General features: G+C 74.5%; 17 protein-coding genes. 12 read left to right on the top strand and 5 right to left on the bottom strand.

Annotated features, from left to right (window positions below):
• The first annotated feature begins 71 nt into the window (after positions 1–71).
• The 4 genes from AC6JBM_RS52435 to AC6JBM_RS52450 all read left to right on the top strand — a co-directional run bounded on the left by AC6JBM_RS52435 (position 72) and on the right by AC6JBM_RS52450 (position 3,455).
• Positions 72–1,445, top strand: coding sequence for an NYN domain-containing protein (locus AC6JBM_RS52435; protein ID WP_497980974.1), 1,374 nt, complete (start codon positions 72–74; stop codon positions 1,443–1,445).
• Between the two features lie 253 nt (positions 1,446–1,698).
• Positions 1,699–1,935 carry a hypothetical protein gene (locus AC6JBM_RS52440; RefSeq protein ID WP_497980975.1) on the top strand — a complete coding sequence of 79 codons (237 nt, stop codon included), beginning with the start codon at positions 1,699–1,701 and terminating at the stop codon, positions 1,933–1,935.
• A gap of 9 nt (positions 1,936–1,944) precedes the next feature.
• Positions 1,945–2,202, top strand: coding sequence for a hypothetical protein (locus AC6JBM_RS52445; protein WP_497980976.1), 258 nt, complete (start codon positions 1,945–1,947; stop codon positions 2,200–2,202).
• Positions 2,199–3,455, top strand: coding sequence for a M48 family metallopeptidase (locus AC6JBM_RS52450; RefSeq protein WP_497980977.1), 1,257 nt, complete (start codon positions 2,199–2,201; stop codon positions 3,453–3,455). The genes AC6JBM_RS52445 and AC6JBM_RS52450 overlap by 4 nt, the downstream gene beginning before the upstream one ends.
• Before the next feature lie 888 nt (positions 3,456–4,343).
• Here AC6JBM_RS52450 and macS read toward each other — a convergent pair.
• A complete protein-coding gene (macS, locus tag AC6JBM_RS52455; RefSeq protein WP_497980978.1) occupies positions 4,344–6,404 on the bottom strand; it encodes a MacS family sensor histidine kinase in 2,061 nt (686 codons plus the stop codon).
• Between the two features lie 8 nt (positions 6,405–6,412).
• The gene (locus tag AC6JBM_RS52460; protein WP_497980979.1) at positions 6,413–7,144 is read right to left on the bottom strand and encodes a D-alanyl-D-alanine carboxypeptidase family protein; all 732 of its coding nucleotides are present in this window, start codon (positions 7,142–7,144) and stop codon (positions 6,413–6,415) included.
• A gap of 89 nt (positions 7,145–7,233) precedes the next feature.
• On the opposite strand from AC6JBM_RS52460, the gene AC6JBM_RS52465 reads away from it, so the two are divergent.
• Together AC6JBM_RS52465 and AC6JBM_RS52470 are read left to right on the top strand one after the other, a co-directional pair.
• Positions 7,234–7,812 (top strand): GDSL-type esterase/lipase family protein, encoded by a 579-nt coding sequence (locus tag AC6JBM_RS52465; RefSeq protein WP_497980980.1) that lies wholly within the window; start codon positions 7,234–7,236, stop codon positions 7,810–7,812.
• 66 nt (positions 7,813–7,878) lie between these two features.
• The gene (locus tag AC6JBM_RS52470) at positions 7,879–9,006 is read left to right on the top strand and encodes a glycosyltransferase family 4 protein (RefSeq protein ID WP_497980981.1); all 1,128 of its coding nucleotides are present in this window, start codon (positions 7,879–7,881) and stop codon (positions 9,004–9,006) included.
• Between the two features lie 220 nt (positions 9,007–9,226).
• On the opposite strand, the gene AC6JBM_RS52475 is transcribed toward AC6JBM_RS52470, so the two are convergent.
• From AC6JBM_RS52475 to AC6JBM_RS52485, 3 genes are all read right to left on the bottom strand, one after another.
• The gene (locus tag AC6JBM_RS52475; protein ID WP_344610478.1) at positions 9,227–9,895 is read right to left on the bottom strand and encodes a response regulator transcription factor; all 669 of its coding nucleotides are present in this window, start codon (positions 9,893–9,895) and stop codon (positions 9,227–9,229) included.
• Between the two features lie 33 nt (positions 9,896–9,928).
• Positions 9,929–11,521, bottom strand: a complete 1,593-nt coding sequence (locus tag AC6JBM_RS52480) for a sensor histidine kinase (protein ID WP_497986731.1) — start codon at positions 11,519–11,521, stop codon at positions 9,929–9,931.
• Between the two features lie 126 nt (positions 11,522–11,647).
• Entirely contained in the window at positions 11,648–13,438 is a 1,791-nt protein-coding gene (locus AC6JBM_RS52485) for an AMP-dependent synthetase/ligase (protein WP_497980982.1), read from the bottom strand.
• 242 nt (positions 13,439–13,680) lie between these two features.
• Here AC6JBM_RS52485 and AC6JBM_RS52490 point away from each other — a divergent pair, with 242 nt between their 5' ends.
• From AC6JBM_RS52490 to AC6JBM_RS52515, 6 genes are read left to right on the top strand one after another with little or no spacing between them, the layout of a single operon-like run.
• Positions 13,681–14,124 carry an SRPBCC family protein gene (locus AC6JBM_RS52490; RefSeq protein ID WP_350614963.1) on the top strand — a complete coding sequence of 148 codons (444 nt, stop codon included), beginning with the start codon at positions 13,681–13,683 and terminating at the stop codon, positions 14,122–14,124.
• Complete coding sequence (locus AC6JBM_RS52495) at positions 14,121–14,480, top strand: hypothetical protein (RefSeq protein ID WP_497980983.1); 360 nt, start codon at positions 14,121–14,123, stop codon at positions 14,478–14,480. The genes AC6JBM_RS52490 and AC6JBM_RS52495 overlap by 4 nt, the downstream gene beginning before the upstream one ends.
• Before the next feature lie 31 nt (positions 14,481–14,511).
• Complete coding sequence (locus tag AC6JBM_RS52500) at positions 14,512–15,456, top strand: ROK family glucokinase (protein ID WP_497980984.1); 945 nt, start codon at positions 14,512–14,514, stop codon at positions 15,454–15,456.
• A gap of 8 nt (positions 15,457–15,464) precedes the next feature.
• Entirely contained in the window at positions 15,465–16,151 is a 687-nt protein-coding gene (locus AC6JBM_RS52505) for an endonuclease/exonuclease/phosphatase family protein (RefSeq protein WP_497980985.1), read from the top strand.
• 18 nt (positions 16,152–16,169) lie between these two features.
• Positions 16,170–17,582: a flavin-containing monooxygenase gene (locus AC6JBM_RS52510; protein WP_497980986.1), complete on the top strand. Its 1,413-nt coding sequence runs from the start codon at positions 16,170–16,172 to the stop codon at positions 17,580–17,582.
• Positions 17,583–17,593: 11 nt separating this feature from the next.
• Complete coding sequence (locus tag AC6JBM_RS52515) at positions 17,594–18,388, top strand: alpha/beta hydrolase (protein WP_497980987.1); 795 nt, start codon at positions 17,594–17,596, stop codon at positions 18,386–18,388.

Consider the following 18,388-nt stretch of genomic DNA (forward strand, 5'->3'; position numbering starts at 1 on the left):
CCGTCCGAGGTAAGGCGGCCGTCCTGGACACCATCCCGGGCGAATGTGGTCGACAATGCGACACTGGAGTGATGTCTGCGCACGACGCTCCCGACGACCTCGAGGTCGAGGCCGCGGTGGAGGCTGCGCAGGCCACGGAGGACGAACTCGAGCCGGTGCTTCCCGAGGTCGTTCGGCAGCGAGTGATCGCCCTCGCGGCGGGCGCCATGACCGGGCTCCCGCTGGAAGAGCTGCCCATGCCGCTGCGCCGGGTGGCCAAGTTCGCCCCGAACCGCCGCGCCCGCCTCGGCGGCCCCGTCATCGCCATGCAGCTCTCCGGCGACCCGCTGCTGCGTCAGCGCCTGGCCACCCGGGTGGTCAACGACGCCGGTGACCTGGGCGCGGCCGTGCTCGAGGGGGTCGCCCCGGCGGCGGCGGACCCGGTCGAGGTGGCGGCGCTGGCGTACCTCGCCCGCCCCGACGGCTGGCGCCGGCTCGTCACCGACGCGACCGAGACCGTGCGCGCCGAGGCCGAGGGGGCCGTCGCCTCCGAGCGCCTCCGCGACGTCGAGCAGCGCCTCGCGCGCGCCGAGCACGACCGCGCCGTCGCCCGCGTCGAGGCCGAGAAGCTGCGCGACGAGCTCGCCCGGCTCCGCGACGAGACGGCCGGCCTGCGCGAGGAGGCCCGTGCGCTCGGCAAGTCGCTGCGCGAGTCGCAGGCCAAGGAGCGCAAGGCCACCGACATGCTCGCGGCCGAGAAGGGCCGCGCCGCCAAGGTCAACGCCGACCACGACGCCGAGCTGCGCCGCCTGCGGGCCCGCCTGGCCGAGGCCGAGACCGCCGCGGGCGCCCAGCGGCAGAGCGCCAAGGACGCCCGCGCCGTCGACGACGCCCGCCTCTGGCTGCTGCTCGAGACCATCGGCCAGGCCGCCGTCGGCCTGCGCCGCGAGCTCGCCCTCGACCCGACCGACAAGCTCCCGGCCGACTTCGTCGCCGACGTCGCCGCCGAGCGCCCCGAGGGCGTCACCGCCGCCGCGCGCGCCCTGGACGCCGACGACCCGGCCCGCCTCGACCAGCTGCTGAGCCTGCCCAAGGCGCACATGATCGTCGACGGCTACAACGTCACGAAGAAGGGGTACGCGGAGATCTCCCTCGAGCAGCAGCGCAACCGCCTCATCGCCGGGGTCGGCGGCCTCGCGGCGCAGACCCGCGCCGAGGTCACCGTCGTGTTCGACGGCGCCGAGCGGGTGCACGGCCTGCCACCGGCGCCGCGGGGCGTGCGCGTGCTGTTCTCCCGCAAGGGCGAGACGGCCGACGAGCTGATCCGGCGCCTGGTCCGAGCCGAACCCGCGGGGCGCCCGATCGTGGTGATCTCCTCCGACAAGGAGGTCATCGACGGCGTACGCCGCCACGGCGCCTACCCCCTCTCCTCCGACACCCTCCTGCGCCGCCTGTCCCGCTCCTGACCCCTGCCTTCCTGCGGCGCCCCGCTTCCTGCGGCGCCCCGCTTCCTGCGCGGCTCGTTCGGCGCCTTGTTTCCCGCACCGCCGCGCGCCGGCGGGTCCGACGCCCCTCTGTACGCTCCGTGATCAGAGTTCTGACCTGGGCGTTTGCATTTTTTGTCGTACCCCCTCGCTACCGTTCGTGCTATCGGGTTCACCGATACGCCATATGCCGGGCGGATCCCGGCTCCGGCGGATCGTCGGTATTGGAGGAGCGATGCTCGTCGACTGCGAAAGCTGTTCGGTGCGGGGCAACGCCTGCAGGAGTTGCGTGGTGACCCTGCTGCTCGACACCCCGCCCGCGTTGCACCAGCTCGGCGCCGAGGAGGTGCGCGCCATCGAGGTGTTCGAGCTGGCCGGGTTCGACGTCACCGTCCTGGAGCCCACCCACTTCGAGGCCATCCCCGTGACCCCCGTGCCCTCACCCCGCCGTCGCCGCGGGCGCGCCGCGTAGGCCGCCGCGATGACCACCCGCTTCCGTCCCGCGATCACGCTCCTCGTGCCGGGCCCGGCCGGCGGCGCGATGACCACCCGCTTCCGTGCCGCGATCACGCTCCTCGTGCCGGGCCCGGCCGGCGGCGCGATGGCCCACCCTCGGTCCCGCGATCAGGCTTGGCGTGCGGGCGCGGCCGGCGGCGCGATGACCACCCGCTTCCGTCCCGCGATCACGCTCCTCGTGCCGGGCGCGGCCGGCGGTGTGCCGCATAGGCTGACACGATGACTCCCCGTCTCTGGGCCACGATCACGCTCGTCGTGCTGCTCGTCGCCGCGGCCGTCGTCGCGCTGCTGCGGGTGCCGTGGTCGGCGCCGCCCGCGCCGCGCGCCGATCAGCTCGCCGCGCTCGACACCCTGCCGCACGACGCGGTCGCCCAGGGGCGCGCCTTCCATGCGGCGTTGCGACCGGGGATGTATCTCTCGATCGTCCTCGGCCTCATCGTCGCCCTCGTGCTCGGCCTCACCCCGGCCGGCGCCTGGCTCGTGGAGCAGGCCGGTCGCCCGTTCGGCGGCCACTGGCTGGCCCGCGCTCTGCTCGGCGGCCTGGTCGTCACCCTCGTCGGCGAGGTCGTCGCGCTGCCCCTGTCCGCGTGGCGCCAGTCGATCCTGCGCCGCTACGGCCTGTCCACCCAGGGCTGGGGCGCCTGGACCGTCGACCTGCTCAAGGGCTACGCCGTCGGCGCCGTCATCGGCGCGATCGTGCTCGTCGGCTTCTACACGGTCACCCACTTCGCCCCGCGCTGGTGGTGGGCCTGGGGCGCGGCCGGCGCCGCGGTGCTCACGATCCTGTTCTCGTTCATCCTGCCCGTCCTCGTCGAGCCGGTGTTCAACAAGTTCACCCCGATGCCCGACGGCGAGCTGCGCACGAGCCTCATGACCCTGGCCGCCCGCGACGGCGTCCCGGTCCGCGACGTGCTCGTCGCCGACGCGTCGCGGCGCACCCGGGCCGTGAACGCCTACGTCTCCGGCCTGGGCCCGACCCGGCGCATCGTCGTCTACGACACCCTGCTGGAGAAGGCCCCGCCGGCCGAGGTCGAGTCCGTGGTGGCCCACGAGCTCGGCCACGCCAAGGACGGCGACGTTCTGACCGGCACCCTGCTGGGCGCCCTGGGCGCCGCGGCGGCGGTCTGCGCCCTCTACCTGATCGGCTCCTGGTCGGCCCTGCTCCGCCTCGCCCGCGTCGACTCGATCGCCGAACCCCGGGCCCTGGCCCTGCTCCTGGCGCTGGCCACGATCGCGAGCCTGTTCGCCGGCCCGGCCCAGGCTTTTGTCTCCCGCCGAGTCGAGGCCCGAGCCGACGAACACGCCCTGCGGCTGACCTCGAATCCGAAGGAGTTCGAGGCCATGCAGGGCCGCCTGGCCCTGGTCAACCTGGGCGACCCGGACCCCAACCCCCTGGAGCAGTTCCTTTTCGGCAGCCACCCGACAGCGGTCGAACGCATGGCCGCCTCCCGAGCCTGGGCCCGCGCCCACCCCTAGCCCGCACCCGCCCCGCCCGCACGCTGCCCCGCCGCAACCGCCCGCACGCCCGCCCAGCCGCAACCGCCCGCAATCCCGCCGACCCGCAACCCGCCTCGCCGCCTGCCCCGCACGCCCGCGCTGCCGCAACCGTCCGCAACCCCGCCGACCCGCAACCCGCCTCGCCGCCCGCACAGCCCAACCGAGCCCACGCGTGCCGCCCGACCGTCCGCAACGCCACGCCCCAGCCGAGCCCACGCGACCCGCAACCCGCCTCGCCGCCCGCACAGCCCAACCGAGCCCACGCGTGCCGCCCGACCGTCCGCAACGCCACGCCCCAGCCGAGCCCACGCGACCCGCAACCCGCCTCGCCGCCCGCACAGCCCAACCGAGCCCACGCGTGCCGCCCGACCGTCCGCAACGCCACGCCCCAGCCGAGCCCGCGCGACCCGCTGCGGCCGTCTGCAACTCCACGGCCCCAGCCGAGCCCACGCGTGCCCGCCCCGACCAGCCGCGAACGTCCTCAACTCCGCGCCCCAGCCGAGCCCGCGCGACCCGCTGCGGCCGTCTGCAACTCGGCAGACCCGCGATCCGTCTCGCCGGGCGCACGCCGTTCGGCCGAGTCCAGCCACGTCCGTGTTCTCAGCCGGGCGGAACGGTCCGGGATTCGGCAATCCCGCGAGCCGTCTCGCCGGTCCCGCGCGAGCGAGCCTGCGTCCGTTCTGACCGGCCGCGACCGTCCCGGCTTCGCGCGCCCGGGGGCATCGCCCCGGCCGAGGCCGCCCCTGCCCGCGCCGTCAACCGATCGAGTTCTCGCGTCGCCGCGGCGGAGGTCGACGGGGAGGAGCCGAGCCGGAGCACGAGCCCTGCCTGGTCGGCGGTGCTGGCATCGCGAAGGGGACGGCCGCGTCAGGTGGGGGAGTCGCGGCGGCGGGGGACGTAGAACTCGACCTCGGTGCCCTTGCCGGGGCGGCTGTAGATCTCCGTCGTCCCGCCCAGGTCCGCGATGCGCCCCCGCATCGACTGCGCCACGCCTAACCGCCCGGCGTCCGCGGCCTCCGCGAGGCGCTCCGGTGCGAAGCCCACGCCGTCGTCGCGGACGGTCACGCGTACGGCATCGCCCTCGTCCTCCACGAGGACCCACGCGCGCGCCGTCGGGCCCGCGTGGCGGCGGACGTTGTCGAGGGCGGCCTGGACGGCGGAGGTGAGCTCGGTGGATGCGGCGGCCGGCAGGAGCACCGGATCCGCGGGCGCCGCGACCTCGACCGTCGGGGAGGCGAGGGCCGTGAGGGTGGCGCGCACGTCGAGGCGGTTGGCCGCGGGCGCGATGGGGCCGCCGGAGAGCAGGTTGCGCAGCGCCTGCTCCTGCTCGCCGGCGAGGGTGGCGAGTTGAGGGCCGGCCCCGCCGAGCTCGTTGCCGTGGCGCTGCATGAGGGCGAGCACCTGCAGGACCCCGTCGTGGATGGGGCGGGCGAGCCGGTTGCGTTCGGCCTCGGCGGCCTCGCGGCGGATCTGCTCCGCGCGCAGGCGGTCCGCGCGGCGCGACGCCCACTGCTGGGCGAAGCCGAGCCCGCCGACGCCCGCCGCGGCGACGAGGAGCAGGACGGCCGACGTGGTGAGGTGGAAGACCGGGTTGAAGTACGAGGAGGCGGGCAGGCCGTCCTGCAGGTACGTGGCCTCGATCGCCTGCCGCCCGCCGAGGGCGAGCACGACCGCGAGCGGGCCGAGGGTCGCGGGTGCGGCGCCCGACGGGGCGAGGGTCGGCGCGATGGTGCCGACGATCGCCGTGGCCGCCGCGGTGATGAGCACCGCGATGAGGACGCCCGGCACGAGGCTGCCCTGGTTGGCGAGCTTCTCCGGGTGGCCGGTCGTGGCCGCGTACGCGATGAACAGCGCGGTCGCGGCGGCCACGGTCACGCCGGCGGTGAGCGGGACCCGCAGCCGGGTCCAGGCCAGGCCCGCGCCGAGGGCCAGCCCGCCGAGCACGGAGAAGAAGGGCAGGGTGGTGTACCGCAGCGCCCCCATCGCCAGGATGAGCGGCGCGACCATGCCGACCTGGGCCGTCGCGGCGGTCAGGGCCCCGCCGAGGGACCAGGGGCCGGCCATCGCCGCGAGCGCGGCGACCACGATGAGCGTGATGGTGCCGATGACGGCCCCGGCCACGTACGCGTGCCGGTACATCGCGCTCTGCGAGACCCCGAGCAGCAGCGCGAGGCGGTCCGGCGTGAGCAGGCCGAGCGGGAAGGCGAGCGCCAGTGCGAGGCCGCCGGCCAGGACCAGCCGCAGCCGGGGCCAGCCCTGGTGCTCGGGGCCGTCCGGGCGGGCCGCGGGGTCGTGCCCGCGCAGCAGCCACGCCGCCGTGGCCGCGCCGGCGATCCCGAGCACGACGAGCGTGCGCTGCCAGTCGTAGACGGCGCCGTACGGCTGCCACCAGGCGTCGGCGATGGCCATGCCGAGCAGGGTGGTCCCGACGCCGAGTCCCGCGACCAGCGTGCCCCGGCCGGTCTCGCCGCGCCGGAGCATCGCCTGGGCGGCCGCGAGCACGGCGACGAGCGCGAGCGGCTGGGCGCAGCGGGTCAGCAGCGACACCGACAGCGGCAGGTGCCGTGCCAGTTCCATCGGCAGCAGCATCGGTACCGCCAGCAGCCCCGCCCCCGCCATCAGCACCGGCCACCGGCGCAGCAGCACGAGCGCGGCCACGATGACGACGATCGGCCCCAGTTCGTAGGCGGCGTCGAACGCGTCGCGCGGGCTGGCCTGCAGCGCGAGGTTGAGCACCGGGTTGCCCGGGCCGCCGTCGGGCGAGTGCGCCGAGGACGTGGCCACGAGCAGCAGCGCGCCGCTGAGCGCACCGGCGAGGGCCGCGGTCCGCTGCCGCGGCGTGGCGACGGGCGGGATCCGGGTGGGCGGGACCTGGGTCGACGGGATCTGGGCGGACGGGATCTGGGTGGGCGGGATCGGCGTGGACATCGCAGCGATCATCGCCGACTTGCCGCGCTCATGCACGTGCGTGAATCGGGGCGCCGCGGCGGGCACGGCTCGGGGACCCCGGGGTGCGGCAGGCGTACCGGCCGCCCGTCCGGCCGGTACTCGAAGTGCCACCACTCGTTGTCGTAGGTCCGGTAGAGCCCGTGCCGGTCGCCGTGGCGCTCGAGCCAGCGGGCGCCCTCGGTCGGCCGCACGTCCAGCGCGGTCCCGGCGACGTGCCGCGACGCGTGCGGCGGCAGCACCCGGCGCCAGGCCGCGGCGACCGACCCGTCGCGGGCGACCGCCGCGGCGAAGAGCCGGGCCTGCTCCCGCGGGTCGCGATAGCCCGACGTCAGGCCGATCAGCTCGCCGTGGCGCCACAGGGCCTCGGCGCGGGCCGCCTCGAACGCGGCCCGCGTCGCCCCCGTCAGCCCGGCCAGCTCCTCGGCCGGGAACCGCGCCGCGAGCGCCCACTGGCAGGCCCGGTGCCGCGCGGGCCCGAGCGTCGGCGCGTGCGAGCCGAGCGTCCGCGCGCGCGAGCCGAGCGTCCGGCCGCGCGAGCCGAGCGTCCGCGCGCGCGAGCCGCGCGGTGCCCGTTCCCGGGCGGTCCTCGCGCACCGGTGCGGTGCCGCGAGCCAGGCGACGGGCACGAGCGCGACCGCCAGCGCGCGCGTGACCCGCCGGTACACCACGTCCCGTCGCCGCGTGGTCGCGGCGCCCCCGTCAGCGAGCGTGTACGGCATGCGAAGAATCTGCCGGTCGGGCCGGGGCGCGGGCCTGAGTCGGGGTACCCAATTCGCGCTGGGTAGCGCCACTCAGATGCAATGGACCCATGTCGTCGGATGTGCGCATGTGCTTCCTCGGGGACTCCTTCGTCGCCGGCGTCGGCGATCCCCAGTGCCTCGGCTGGGCGGGCCGGCTCGCCGCGCTGGCCCATCGCCGCGGCACCCCGCTGACCGCCTACAACCTGGGCATCCGCCGCGACACGTCGGCCGACGTGCTGGCCCGCTGGCGCGCCGAGTGCACCCCGCGCCTGCCGGACGGCTGCGACGCGCGGATCGTGCTCTCCTTCGGGGTCAACGACACCGTGCAGGGCCTGCCCGCGGCCGACTCCGCCGGCCGTCTGCGCACCCTGCTGACCGGCGCCGCCGCGTGGCCGCGGCTCGTGGTCGGCCCGCCACCGATCGACGACGAGCCGGTCAACCGCGCGCTCGCCGCCCTCGACGAGACCTTCGCGGAGGCCTGCCGGGAGCTGCGGGTGCCGTACGTGAGCACGCTGCCCGACCTGGTACGCGACCCGGTCTGGATGCGCGAGGTCCGCGACGGCGACGGTGCCCATCCGGGCGCGGCCGGCTACGAGGCCCTGACCCGCCTGGTCGCCCCGGCCTGGACCAGGTGGCTCGACGCCTGACCCCTGAGCCCTGGCCCGCGGCGCCTCGTGGCCGGGTCCTGTGGCCCGCGCCGGTACAGTCTGCCGGTGGCGACCTCACTGCTGATCACCAACGACTTCCCGCCCCGGCCGGGCGGGATTCAGCAGTTCGTGCACAACCTCGCCGTCCGCCAGCCCCGCGACGAGGTCGTCGTCTACGCGTCGACCTTCGCGGGCGCCGGGAAGTTCGACGCCGAGCAGCCGTTCGAGGTCGTCCGCGAGAACACCGGCATGCTGCTGCCGACCCCGCGCGTGGCCCGGCGGGCCGCCGAGATCGCCCGCGCCCGCGGCTGCGACCGGGTCTGGTTCGGCGCCGCGGCCCCGCTCGGGCTGCTCGCCGAGGGCCTGCGCCGCCGCGCCGGGATCGAGCGCGCGGTGGCGATCACGCACGGCCACGAGGCCGGGTGGGCGGCGCTGCCGGGCGCGCGGAGCCTGCTGCGGCGCATCGCGCGGGGGACGGACGTGGTCACGTACCTGGGGGAGTACTTCCGGGTGCGCCTCGGCCGCGCCATCGGCGGCCTGACGGACCTGCAGCAGCTCGCGCCGGGCGTGGACGTGGACGCCTACTCGCCGCGGGTCGACGGCTCGGGGGTGCGGGAGCGTCACGGGCTGGGCGGCCGCCCGGTCATCGTGTGCGTCTCCCGGCTGGTGCCGCGCAAGGGCCAGGACGTGCTCATCCGGGCCCTCCCGCGGATCCGCCGGGCGGTGCCGGGCGCGGCGCTGCTGGTGGTGAGCGGCGGCCCGTACCGCGCGACCCTCGAACGCCTCGCCCGCGAGCAGGGCGTGAGCGGCGACGTGGTCTTCACCGGCCCCGTCGAGTGGGCCGAGCTGCCCGCGCACTACGCGGCCGGGGACGTGTTCGCGATGCCCTGCCGCACGAGGCGCCGCGGTCTCGACGTCGAAGGGCTCGGGATCGTGTACCTCGAGGCCTCCGCCACCGGCCTGCCCGTCCTCGCGGGCGACTCGGGCGGCGCCCCCAACGCGGTCCGGGAGGGCGAGACGGGCTTCGTGGTCCCCGGCCGCGACGTGCGGGCGGTGGCCGACCGGCTCATCACCCTGCTCCAGGACCGCGACCTGGCCGAGCGCATGGGCGCGGCCGGCCGGGCCTGGGTCGAGTCCGAATGGCGCTGGGAAACACAGGCCGCCCGCCTCCAGTCCCTCCTCGCCCCGCGATAGGGCCGGGTCGAAGTCGCTCGGAAACGGAGCCGGACGGCAGCGGCGCGGAAATCGGTGACGGGGAAACGCGGCCGGGCGCCGGAATCGAAAGCGACGGGAAACGCGGCCGGAAACGGCAGGCGTATCCACGCCGGCGCATTCCGGGAATGGCGCGGCCGGCTGCCCGGGGGTATCGGGAGCCGGCCGTCAGCGCGATTGGCGGGGGTGGGGGAAGAACGCGTCAGAAACTGGGGGCGTCGGGGGCTTCGAGCAGACCGAGGCGCAATGCCGTCATGAGGGCCTGGGCACGGTTGGCCGCGCCCAGCTTCTCGTAGAGCTTCGAGATGTGCGTCTTCGCGGTGGACTCGGAGACGAACAGCTGCTTGGCGATGCCGGCCACGCTCATGCCGTCCGCGAGCAGGCGCAGCACCTGGCCCTCGCGGGGCGACAGCTGCGGGCCGCTCGGGGCCAGCCGGCGCTTCATCGCCTCGGCCAGGTCGGCCGCGGTGAACGCGCTGGGCGCCGAGGCGGCGTGCCGGGCCGCGGCCACGACCTCGTCGGCCGGGGCGGTCTTGGGCACGAACGCGGAGGCGCCGGCCTCGAGCGCGCCGAAGAGCTGGTCGTCGCCCGCATACATGGTCAGCACCACGATGCCCATGCTGTTGCTGGTCTTGCGCAGGGCGCGGGTGGCCTCCAGCCCGCTGCCGTCGGGCAGCCGGAGGTCCATGATCACGACGTCGGGCTGCAGCGCGCCGGCCTGGCGGATCGCCTCGGCGGCGGTCGCGGCCTCGCCCACCACCTCGAACTGGCGGTCGCGCTCGAACGCGTGCCGCAGCCCTCGGCGAATCAGATCGTGGTCGTCGACGAGCAGCACTTTGGTGCGAGTCGTCGGCGTCGCGGTAGTAGACATTCCCGGTGCTCTCTCCCTCTGGGTGCCTTCACGCTACCGCGCACGCGGTGCGGTTCCGAGCACAACCGCCACTGTGGTCCCATTCGGCACGCGTGGCGTGATCTCCAACCGGCCCCGGATACGTTCCGCCCTCTCGGCCATGATCGCAAGACCATAGTGGCCGTCCGGGCGGTTCTCGCCGATGCCGCTGCCATCGTCGGATATTTCTACCTGTGCGAACGGTGGATCGACCGCGCACGTTACCCAAAGATTCTCCGCGCCGGCGTGTTTCCGCGCGTTGGTGATGGCTTCCTGGGCAATGCGCAGCAGTTCTGCCTCGACGGCGGCCGGCAGCCGGGCGGTGGTCTCGTCGAGCGAGAGATGCACCCGCAGGCCGGCCGACGCGCCGACGGTCCGTGCGTAGTCGGAGATCGCCGCGGTGAGCCCGCCGTAGCGGTCCACCTCGCTGCGCAGCTCGAACAGCGACAGCCGCAGCTCCGTGATGACCCGCGTGACCTCGGCCCGCAGGATTCGCAGCTCCTCCTCGGCCGCCTCGGCGTCGGGCAGCGCGGCGACCGCGTTGTCGATGCCGTAGCCGACCATGACCAGCTCCTGCGCCACCCCGTCGTGGATCTCGCGGGCGAGCCGCTGCCGCTCCTCGGTCGTCGCCAGGGAGCGGACCTCGTCGAAGAGCAGGGCCGCCTCGAGCCGCAGCGCCGCCGCCCCGGTCACCGACTGGACCTTGCTGACCAGCGCGGCCGGGTAGGAGCCGGGGGAGTCGGACTCCAGCACGATCAGCCCGACGGTGCGCACCCCGGCGATGAGCGGCACGGCCATCGAGGAGATGCTCTGCCCGCGGGCGACCGAGCGGGCCTGCGAGCGCCCGGAGACGACCGGCTGCTGGGTGGCCCACGCGTCGGCGACCGCGCTCTCGGTGTCCAGCGCCGTCTCCCAGTCGAGCCGCTCGACGCCGGCCTGGGCCAGCACGACCAGCCGCCCGCCGCCGCTGCCGGACAGCACGGCCCCGCGGGTGGAGGGCACCAGCGCGCGGACCTCGTCGAGCAGGTGCTCGGCCAGCCCGCCCGGGTCGAGCGTGGCCCCGGGCAGCTGCCGGGCGACGCTGCGCAGCTGGGTCAGCAGGCGCGTGGCCTCGGCGTAGGGCTGCGGCGTGGCCTCGGGCCGGCGGGCCAGCAGCACCCGCTGCAGCATCGTGGCCTGGAACGCGGCGACCCCGGCGACGACCAGCCAGGTGCCGCCCGCGGCGAGATAGTCCCGCTCGTCGAGCCGCCCCTCGACCGCGCCGCCGATGACGAGCAGCGCGGCCGCCGCGGCCAGATAGGCCCCGGCGAGGCGGCGCCCCTCGGACAGCGCGGCCGCGACGATCGGCACCGGCAGGTAGAGCAGCAGCGCCTCGGCGTCGTGGTTGAGCGTGGACGCGGCGAAGGCGGTGATGAGGACCTCGGCGGTCCGGCCGAGCCGGCCGACCTCGTGCGAGTCTGGCGCGACGGTCGCGACGACCGCGGCGGCGAGCAGCAGCGCGAGCCAGAGCAGCTCGGAACCGCGCACGTCGTCGGAGAGCAGCAGCACGGCGACGAGGGCCAGCAGCAGCACCCGCACGACGACGATCGCCGAGCGCGCCTGCGCCACGGTCGCCCCGGCGCGCTCACCGGCCGGCGTGCTGCGAGCCGGCGCGGCCGTGCGGGTAGCGGACAGGTCCGTCAACTGCGATCCCTTCAGGCGGCCGGGGTTGTCAACACTGCGGTCGGGTGGTGCTCAGCGCTCGTAGATGGCGGCGATCTCGCCGGCGTACTCCTGCATCACGACGTTGCGCTTCACCTTCAACGACGGAGTGAGCTCCCCGGTCGCCTCGGTGAAGTCGCGGGGCAGGATTCGGAAGACCTTGATGGCCTCCGCCTTCGACACCGCCTGGTTGGCCTCGTCGATCGCCTTCTGGATCTCCGCGCGCAGCTGCTCGTCGCCGGCCAGGCTCTCCATCGAGGCGTCCTCGGGCTTGCCGTTGTCGCGCTTCCAGGCCGGCAGCGCGTCGGGGTCGATGGTCACCAGCGCGGCGATGAACGGCTGCCGGTCGCCGACGACCATGCACTGGCTGACCAGCGCGTGGGCCCGGACCCGGTCCTCGAGCACGGCCGGCGCGACGTTCTTGCCACCGGCGGTGACGATGATTTCCTTCTTGCGCCCGGTGATGCGCAGGAACCCGTCGTCGTCGAGCTCGCCGAGGTCGCCGGTGTGGAACCAGCCGTCCTCGTCGATCACCTCGGCGGTGGCCTCGGGCTTGTTCCAGTAGCCCTTGAACACGATGTCGCCCTGCACGAGGATCTCGCCGTCGTCGTCGATGCGGATCGTCACGCCCGGCAGCGGCCGCCCGACGGTGCCGATCTTCACGCCGTTGTCGCGGTTGGCGTTGGTCGCGGGCGAGGTCTCGGTGAGCCCGTAGCCCTCGTAGATCGTCACCCCGATGCCGCGGTAGAAGTGCGCGAGCCGCTCGCCGAGCGGGGCGCCGCCGGAGATGGCCCGCGTGCACTGGCCGCCGAGCGCGGCCCGCAGCTTGCCGTAGACGAGCCGGTCGAACAGCGCGTGCTGGGCCTTGAGCAGCAGCCCCGGCGACGGCGACGCGCTGTAGTCGATCGCCACCCGCTCGGCCCGGTCGAAGATCGCGCCCTTGCCGTCGGCCTGGGCCCGCTGCTTCGCGGTGTTGTAGACCTTCTCGAACACGCGCGGCACGGACAGTACGAACGTGGGCCGGAAGCTCTTCAGCGCGTCGGCCAGGTTCTTCGTGTCGGCCGTGTGCCCCATGGTGGCCCGGGCCTGGACCACGCCGATCTGGATGAGCCGGGCGAACGAGTGGGCGAGGGGCAGGAACAGCAGCGTGCGGGCGCCCTCGTTGAACAGCGAGCGCAGCTCCGGGATCGCGTTGACGATGTCGGAGAGCATGTTGCGGTGGGTGATCATGCAGCCCTTGGGGCGGCCCGTCGTGCCGCTGGTGTAGATGATCGTCGCCAGGTCGTCGGCCTTGGTCGCGGTGCGCCGCCGGTCGACGTCCTCGCGGGCCACGGCCGCCCCGTCGCCGACGAGCTGCTCGACCGCGCCCGGCGAGCCGTCGATCTGCCACACGTGGGCCAGCGTGGTCGCCCGCTCGCGCACCTGGGCCACGGCGTCGCGGTGCGCGTCGGTCTCCACGAAGCAGGCGACCGCGCCGGAGTCCTCGAGGATCCAGGCCACCTGCTCGGGGCTGGAGGTCTCGTAGATCGGGACGGTGACCGCGCCGCAGGTCCAGATCGCGTAGTCGATGAGGGTCCACTCGTAGCGGGTCTTGCTCATGAGCGCGACGCGCTCGCCCGGCTCGATGCCGGCCGCCAGCAGGCCCCGGGCCAGCGCCACGACCTGGTCGAGGAAATCCGCACAGGTCACGTCCTGCCAGGTGCCGTCCACCAGGCGCTGGAACTGCACCGTGGCGGGGGCCACGGCGGCGTTGTCCCAGACCGGGTCGGTCAGTGTGGCCGTCTCGGCGACGGTGACCGCGGCGGGGACGGAGAACTCGCGCACGTCCGGCTCCATTTCGACGCTGTACTTCTGTATCGGGAACCTACCGTTCCGCGTAACAGCACGCACAGGGCGCCCACACCCCAATTACACGGAGGTGCCTGCCAGCAGGCGAGCCGACGCCCCGCGCGTGCCGTTCCGCGTAACAGCACGCACAGGGCGCCCACACCCCAATTACACGGAGGTGCCTGCCAGCAGGCGAGCCGACGCCCCGCGCGTGCCGCGGCAGAGGTAGCCTGCCACGCATGGCCGACACTTCGACTCAGTCGATCGTCATTGACGCGCCCCCGGAGCGGGTCGCCGCGGTCATCGCCGATTTCGCCCGCTATCCGGACTGGGTGGCGGCGGTGAAGTCGGCCGAGGTGGTCGAGGAGTACGAGGACGGCTACGCCAGCCAGGTCCACTTCGTGCTCGACTCGGGCCCGGTGTCCGATGAGTACACCTTGCAGTACGCCTACGCCGAGGACCTGAGCCGCATCGAGTGGAGCCTCACCGCCCCGTCGAAGGTGCAGAAGCAGCAGAACGGCTCCTACGACATCGGCGCCAACGCGGACGGCACCTCCACGGTGACCTACTCCCTGTCGGTGGAGCTGGCGATCGGGATGCTCGGGATGTTCAAGCGCAAGGCCGAGAAGATGATCATGGATACCGCGCTCAAGGAGCTCAAGCGGCGGGTCGAGGGCTCATGAGGGATCCCCGCGAGGAGGCCGAGCGCCTGGTCGCCGCCGCGCTCGCGGCCGTGTCCATGGCCGCCAACAGCACGACCGGCTTCGCCACCGGCTCCGCCGAGTGCTGCGTGTGCCCGCTGTGCAAGGCCATCGCCGCCGCCCGCGACCCGGATCCGGACTTCGCCGAGCGCCTGGCGACGGGAGCCGGCGACGTGGCCGCCGGCGTGGCGTCGTTCCTGCGGCAGTTCAGCCCGCCCCCGGCGGCGCCGAAGCGGCCGGAGCAGCCGGAGCGGGGCGGTGCCGACACCGACACCGACGCCTGGCACAAGGCCACGCACGAAACGTCAACCACCGACAGTGACGTCGAACAGGATTGACCCCGAGCAGCAACGAGAGGAGCCAGCCGCAGTGGGTCTGACCATCGGCGTCGACATCGGCGGAACCAAGGTGCTCGGCGGTGTCGTCGACACCGCGGGCGACGTGCTCGTCCAGACGCGGCGCGACACGCCCGCGCAGGACCCGGGCGAGACCGCCGAGCGCATCATCGACGTGATCAAGGAACTCTCGGCCGCGCACCGGGTGGACGCCGTCGGCATCGGCGCGGCCGGCTGGGTCGACGCGACCCGCTCGATCGTGCAGTTCGCGCCCAACCTCGCCTGGCGCGACGAGCCGCTGCGCGACAAGATCCAGCAGGCGGTCGGCCTGCCCACCGTCGTGGAGAACGACGGCAACGTGGCGGCCTGGGCCGAGTTCCGCTTCGGCGCCGCGCACGACGCCGACGACTCGATGGTGCTGTACACGGTGGGAACCGGCATCGGCAGCGGCATCGTGCTCGGGGGCCGGCTCATCCGCGGCGCGAACGGCGTCGCCGGCGAGGTCGGGCACACCACGATGGTCCCGGACGGCCACCCGTGCGGCTGCGGGCGCAAGGGCTGCCTGGAGCAGTACGCCAGCGGCAACGCCCTGGTCCGCTTCGCCCGCGCGGACGCCAAGGCCCGCCCCGAGGCGGCCGCGGTGCTGCTGCGCGAGGCCGGCGGCGACCCGGACGCGATCCAGGGCCCGGCGGTCACCGCCGCCGCGCGGCTCGGTGACCCGGTCGCCATCGGCGCGTTCGAGCAGGTCGGGCGCTGGCTCGGGGTCGCCTTCGCGGACCTGGTGCAGACGCTGGACCCGCAGGTCATCGTGGTCGGCGGCGGCGTGATCGACGCCGGTGACCTGCTGCTCAAGCCGGCCCGGGCCAGCTACGAGGAGCAGCTGGCCCAGCGCGGACGGCTCCCGGTCGCGGACGTCCGCCCGGCACTGATGGGCAACCTGGCCGGCGTGGTCGGCGCAGCGGATCTGGCACGTATGTAGGTGAATCGGTGACGAAGATCAGGGTACTGTCGTACAACCTGCACGGCCTCAAGGACGACCGGCGCGCGCTCGCGTCGGTGGTGCGCGAGGCGGCGCCGGACATCGCGATCCTCCAGGAGGCGCCGCGGCGCTTCCGCTGGCGGCAGAAGTGCGCGGCCCTGAGCCGCGAGCTGGAGCTCGTCATCGGCGGCGGCGGGCTGCCGGCGCTGGGCAACCTGATCCTCACCAACCTGCGGGTGCGCGCCGTGGAGTCGTGGAACCTGCGCTACCCGCTGACGCCCGGCCGGCACATGCGCGGCGCCGCCTTCGTGCGGTGCCGCGTCGGCCGGTCCACGTTCGTCGCGGCCGGCTCGCACCTGTCGACCGACTCGGCCGAGCGCCCGGCCCAGGCCGAGCTGCTCAAGGCGCACATGGCGGAGGTCGCCGAGCCGCTGGTGTTCGCCGGCGACCTCAACGAGAACTCCGGCGGGGCGGCCTGGCGCATGATCGGCGACGGGCTCACCGACGCGGCCGCGACGGCGGACGGGTTCGACGAGCGGCCGACCTTCCCGGCCACGGCGGCCCGCGAGCGCCTCGACGTGATCTTCGCCGATCCGCGGATCACGGTCCTGCAGTACGACGTGATCGACACGCCGCAGTCCCGCGCCGCCAGCGATCATTTCCCGGTGATCGCCGACCTGGAAATTGACGCATAAATCCGGGATGATGCCGCGGTGAGCGCTGACGGTCGGTTCGATGATCTCGCCGGGAACGCGACCCACTGGCGTGACGGCGAGCCCGTCTACGACCGCGGCGACACCGTCTGCGTCATCGGCGCCGGCGGCACCGGCCTCACCGCGATCAAGAACCTCCGCGAGGCCGGGTTCGGGGTGGACTGCTACGAGCGCGAGACCGGCGTCGGCGGGGGCTGGAACTGGCGGCACGACCGCAGCCCGGTTTACGCCAGCACGCACCTGATCTCGTCGAAGCCGTTCACGCAGTTCCCCGACTTCCCGATGCCGGACGACTGGCCGGACTACCCGCATCACTCGCAGATGCTGCAGTACTTCGAGCGCTACGCCGACCACTTCGGCTTGCGCGAGCACATCTGGTTCGGCACCGAGGTCGCCCGGGCCGAGCCCGTCGACGACCCCGGCGGCGGGCCCCCGCGCTGGGACGTGACCGTGAAGGGCTCCCGGGGCGGGGCGCCGCGCACCATGCGGTACGCCGCCGTCGTCGCCGCCAACGGGCACAACTGGGCGCCGAAGATGCCCGACTACGAGGGGCTCGCCGAGTTCCGCGGCAAGGTCATCCACGCCAGCCAGTACAAGGACGCCGCCCAGCTGCGCGGCCGCAAGGTGCTCGTGATCGGGGCCGGCAACTCCGGCTGCGACATCGCCGTCGAGGCGGCCCAGCAGGCGGCCAAGTGCTGGCACTCGACGCGGCGCGGCTACTGGTACGCCCCCAAGTTCGCCCTCGGCCGCCCCGCGGACCAGGTCAACGACCGGATTCTGGCGATGCGGCTGCCCGCCCGGGTGCGCCAGTGGCTGCTGCACCGCACGATCAACATGACCGTCGGCGACCTGACCCGCTTCGGCCTGCCGAAGCCCGAGCACGGCATCCTCGAGATGCACCCGCTGGTCAACAGCCAGCTGCCGTACTACCTCGGCCACGGCGACGTGCTCGCGGTCCCCGACGTCAAGCACTTCGACGGCTACGAGGTGGTGCTCGCCGACGGCCGCTCGATCGACCCCGACCTGGTCGTCATGGCCACCGGCTACCTGCCGAAGTTCGAGTTCCTGGCCCCGGAGCTGCTCTCGTCCGACGCGTCCGGCCGGCCCCGCCTGGCCCTGCAGATGCTCTCCCGCACCCACCCCACGCTCGCCGTCGCCGGGCTGCTGCAGCCGGACTCGGCGCTGTTCACGCTCTCGCACTGGCAGGCCGTGTTCATCGCGCAGTGGCTGCGGGTTCTCGACGCCGCACCCGACCGCGCGCAGGCCGTCTGGGCGCGCCTGCGGGTCGAGGGCGATCGGCGGTACACCCAGGCCAAGGTCACGGACTCGACGCGCCACTGGTTCGAGGTGAGCCATTTCGTGTACCTCAAGGAGCTCGAGAAGTCGCTCCACGAGCTGGAGGCGGTCCGATGACCACGCGCGTCATGAGGTCGGACGAGTGGGCGGACCCGCCCGAGCCGGTGCGCCGCGAGGTCCTCGACGCGCAGCCCCCGGGCCCGGCCGACCCCGCCGCGACCCCGGTGCTGTTCGTGCCGGGCTACGGCCACGGCGCCTGGGCCTTCGCCGAGCACTGGCTGGAGCACACGGCGCAGCGGGGTTTCCCGGCGTACGCCATGAGCCTGCGCGGCCACGGCGGCTCGGGCCCGGCGCCCCAGGCCCGCCTGCGCGACTACGTGCACGACGTGACCCAGGTCGCGGCCGGGCTGCCGCGCCAGGCGGTCCTGGTCGGCCACGGCGCCGGCGCGCTGGTGGTGGCCATGGCGATGGCGCGCTACCCGGTGCGGGCCGGCGTGCTGGTCGCCCCGGTCTTCGGCGGCCTCGGCACCGCGTTCGGCCTGCTCGGGCGCAACCCGGTGGGCACCCTGCCGGGGATCTTCGGCGGCCGGGTCACCCTCGGCCGCGAGCAGCTGTTCAGCCGGGCGCTGCCGGCCAACGCGAGCCAGGCCTACGTCCAGCGCCTCCAGCGGGTCCCCGGCGGCGCCCAGCGCCAGCTCATCACCCGCCGCCAGCCCGAGGCCCCGGTCGGCGCCCCGCCGGTGCTGGTCGTGGGCAGCCCCGACGACCGCGTGGTCGCCGGCTCCGCCCTGGAGTGGGTGGCCCGGCGCTACGGCGGCTCCCCGCTGCTCTTCCCCGGCATGGGCCACGACCTCATGCTCGACGCGCGCTGGCAGGAGCCGATCGATGCGATCGCGGACTGGCTCGGCAAGGCCGGCGGGTAG

The organism is Dactylosporangium thailandense, from assembly GCF_059739745.1.

Excerpts from the sequence above, each read along its gene's own strand:
- AC6JBM_RS52465 (WP_497980980.1), top strand. The coding sequence starts at position 7,234 with ATGTCGTCGGATGTGCGCATGTGCTTCCTCGGGGACTCCTTCGTCGCC.
- AC6JBM_RS52450 (WP_497980977.1), top strand. The coding sequence starts at position 2,199 with ATGACTCCCCGTCTCTGGGCCACGATCACGCTCGTCGTGCTGCTCGTC.
- AC6JBM_RS52445 (WP_497980976.1), top strand. The coding sequence starts at position 1,945 with ATGACCACCCGCTTCCGTCCCGCGATCACGCTCCTCGTGCCGGGCCCG.
- AC6JBM_RS52495 (WP_497980983.1), top strand. The coding sequence starts at position 14,121 with ATGAGGGATCCCCGCGAGGAGGCCGAGCGCCTGGTCGCCGCCGCGCTC.
- AC6JBM_RS52435 (WP_497980974.1), top strand. The coding sequence starts at position 72 with ATGTCTGCGCACGACGCTCCCGACGACCTCGAGGTCGAGGCCGCGGTG.
- AC6JBM_RS52440 (WP_497980975.1), top strand. The coding sequence starts at position 1,699 with ATGCTCGTCGACTGCGAAAGCTGTTCGGTGCGGGGCAACGCCTGCAGG.
- macS (WP_497980978.1), bottom strand. The coding sequence starts at position 6,404 with ATGTCCACGCCGATCCCGCCCACCCAGATCCCGTCCGCCCAGATCCCG.
- AC6JBM_RS52515 (WP_497980987.1), top strand. The coding sequence starts at position 17,594 with ATGAGGTCGGACGAGTGGGCGGACCCGCCCGAGCCGGTGCGCCGCGAG.
- AC6JBM_RS52460 (WP_497980979.1), bottom strand. The coding sequence starts at position 7,144 with ATGCCGTACACGCTCGCTGACGGGGGCGCCGCGACCACGCGGCGACGG.
- AC6JBM_RS52490 (WP_350614963.1), top strand. The coding sequence starts at position 13,681 with ATGGCCGACACTTCGACTCAGTCGATCGTCATTGACGCGCCCCCGGAG.
- AC6JBM_RS52475 (WP_344610478.1), bottom strand. The coding sequence starts at position 9,895 with ATGTCTACTACCGCGACGCCGACGACTCGCACCAAAGTGCTGCTCGTC.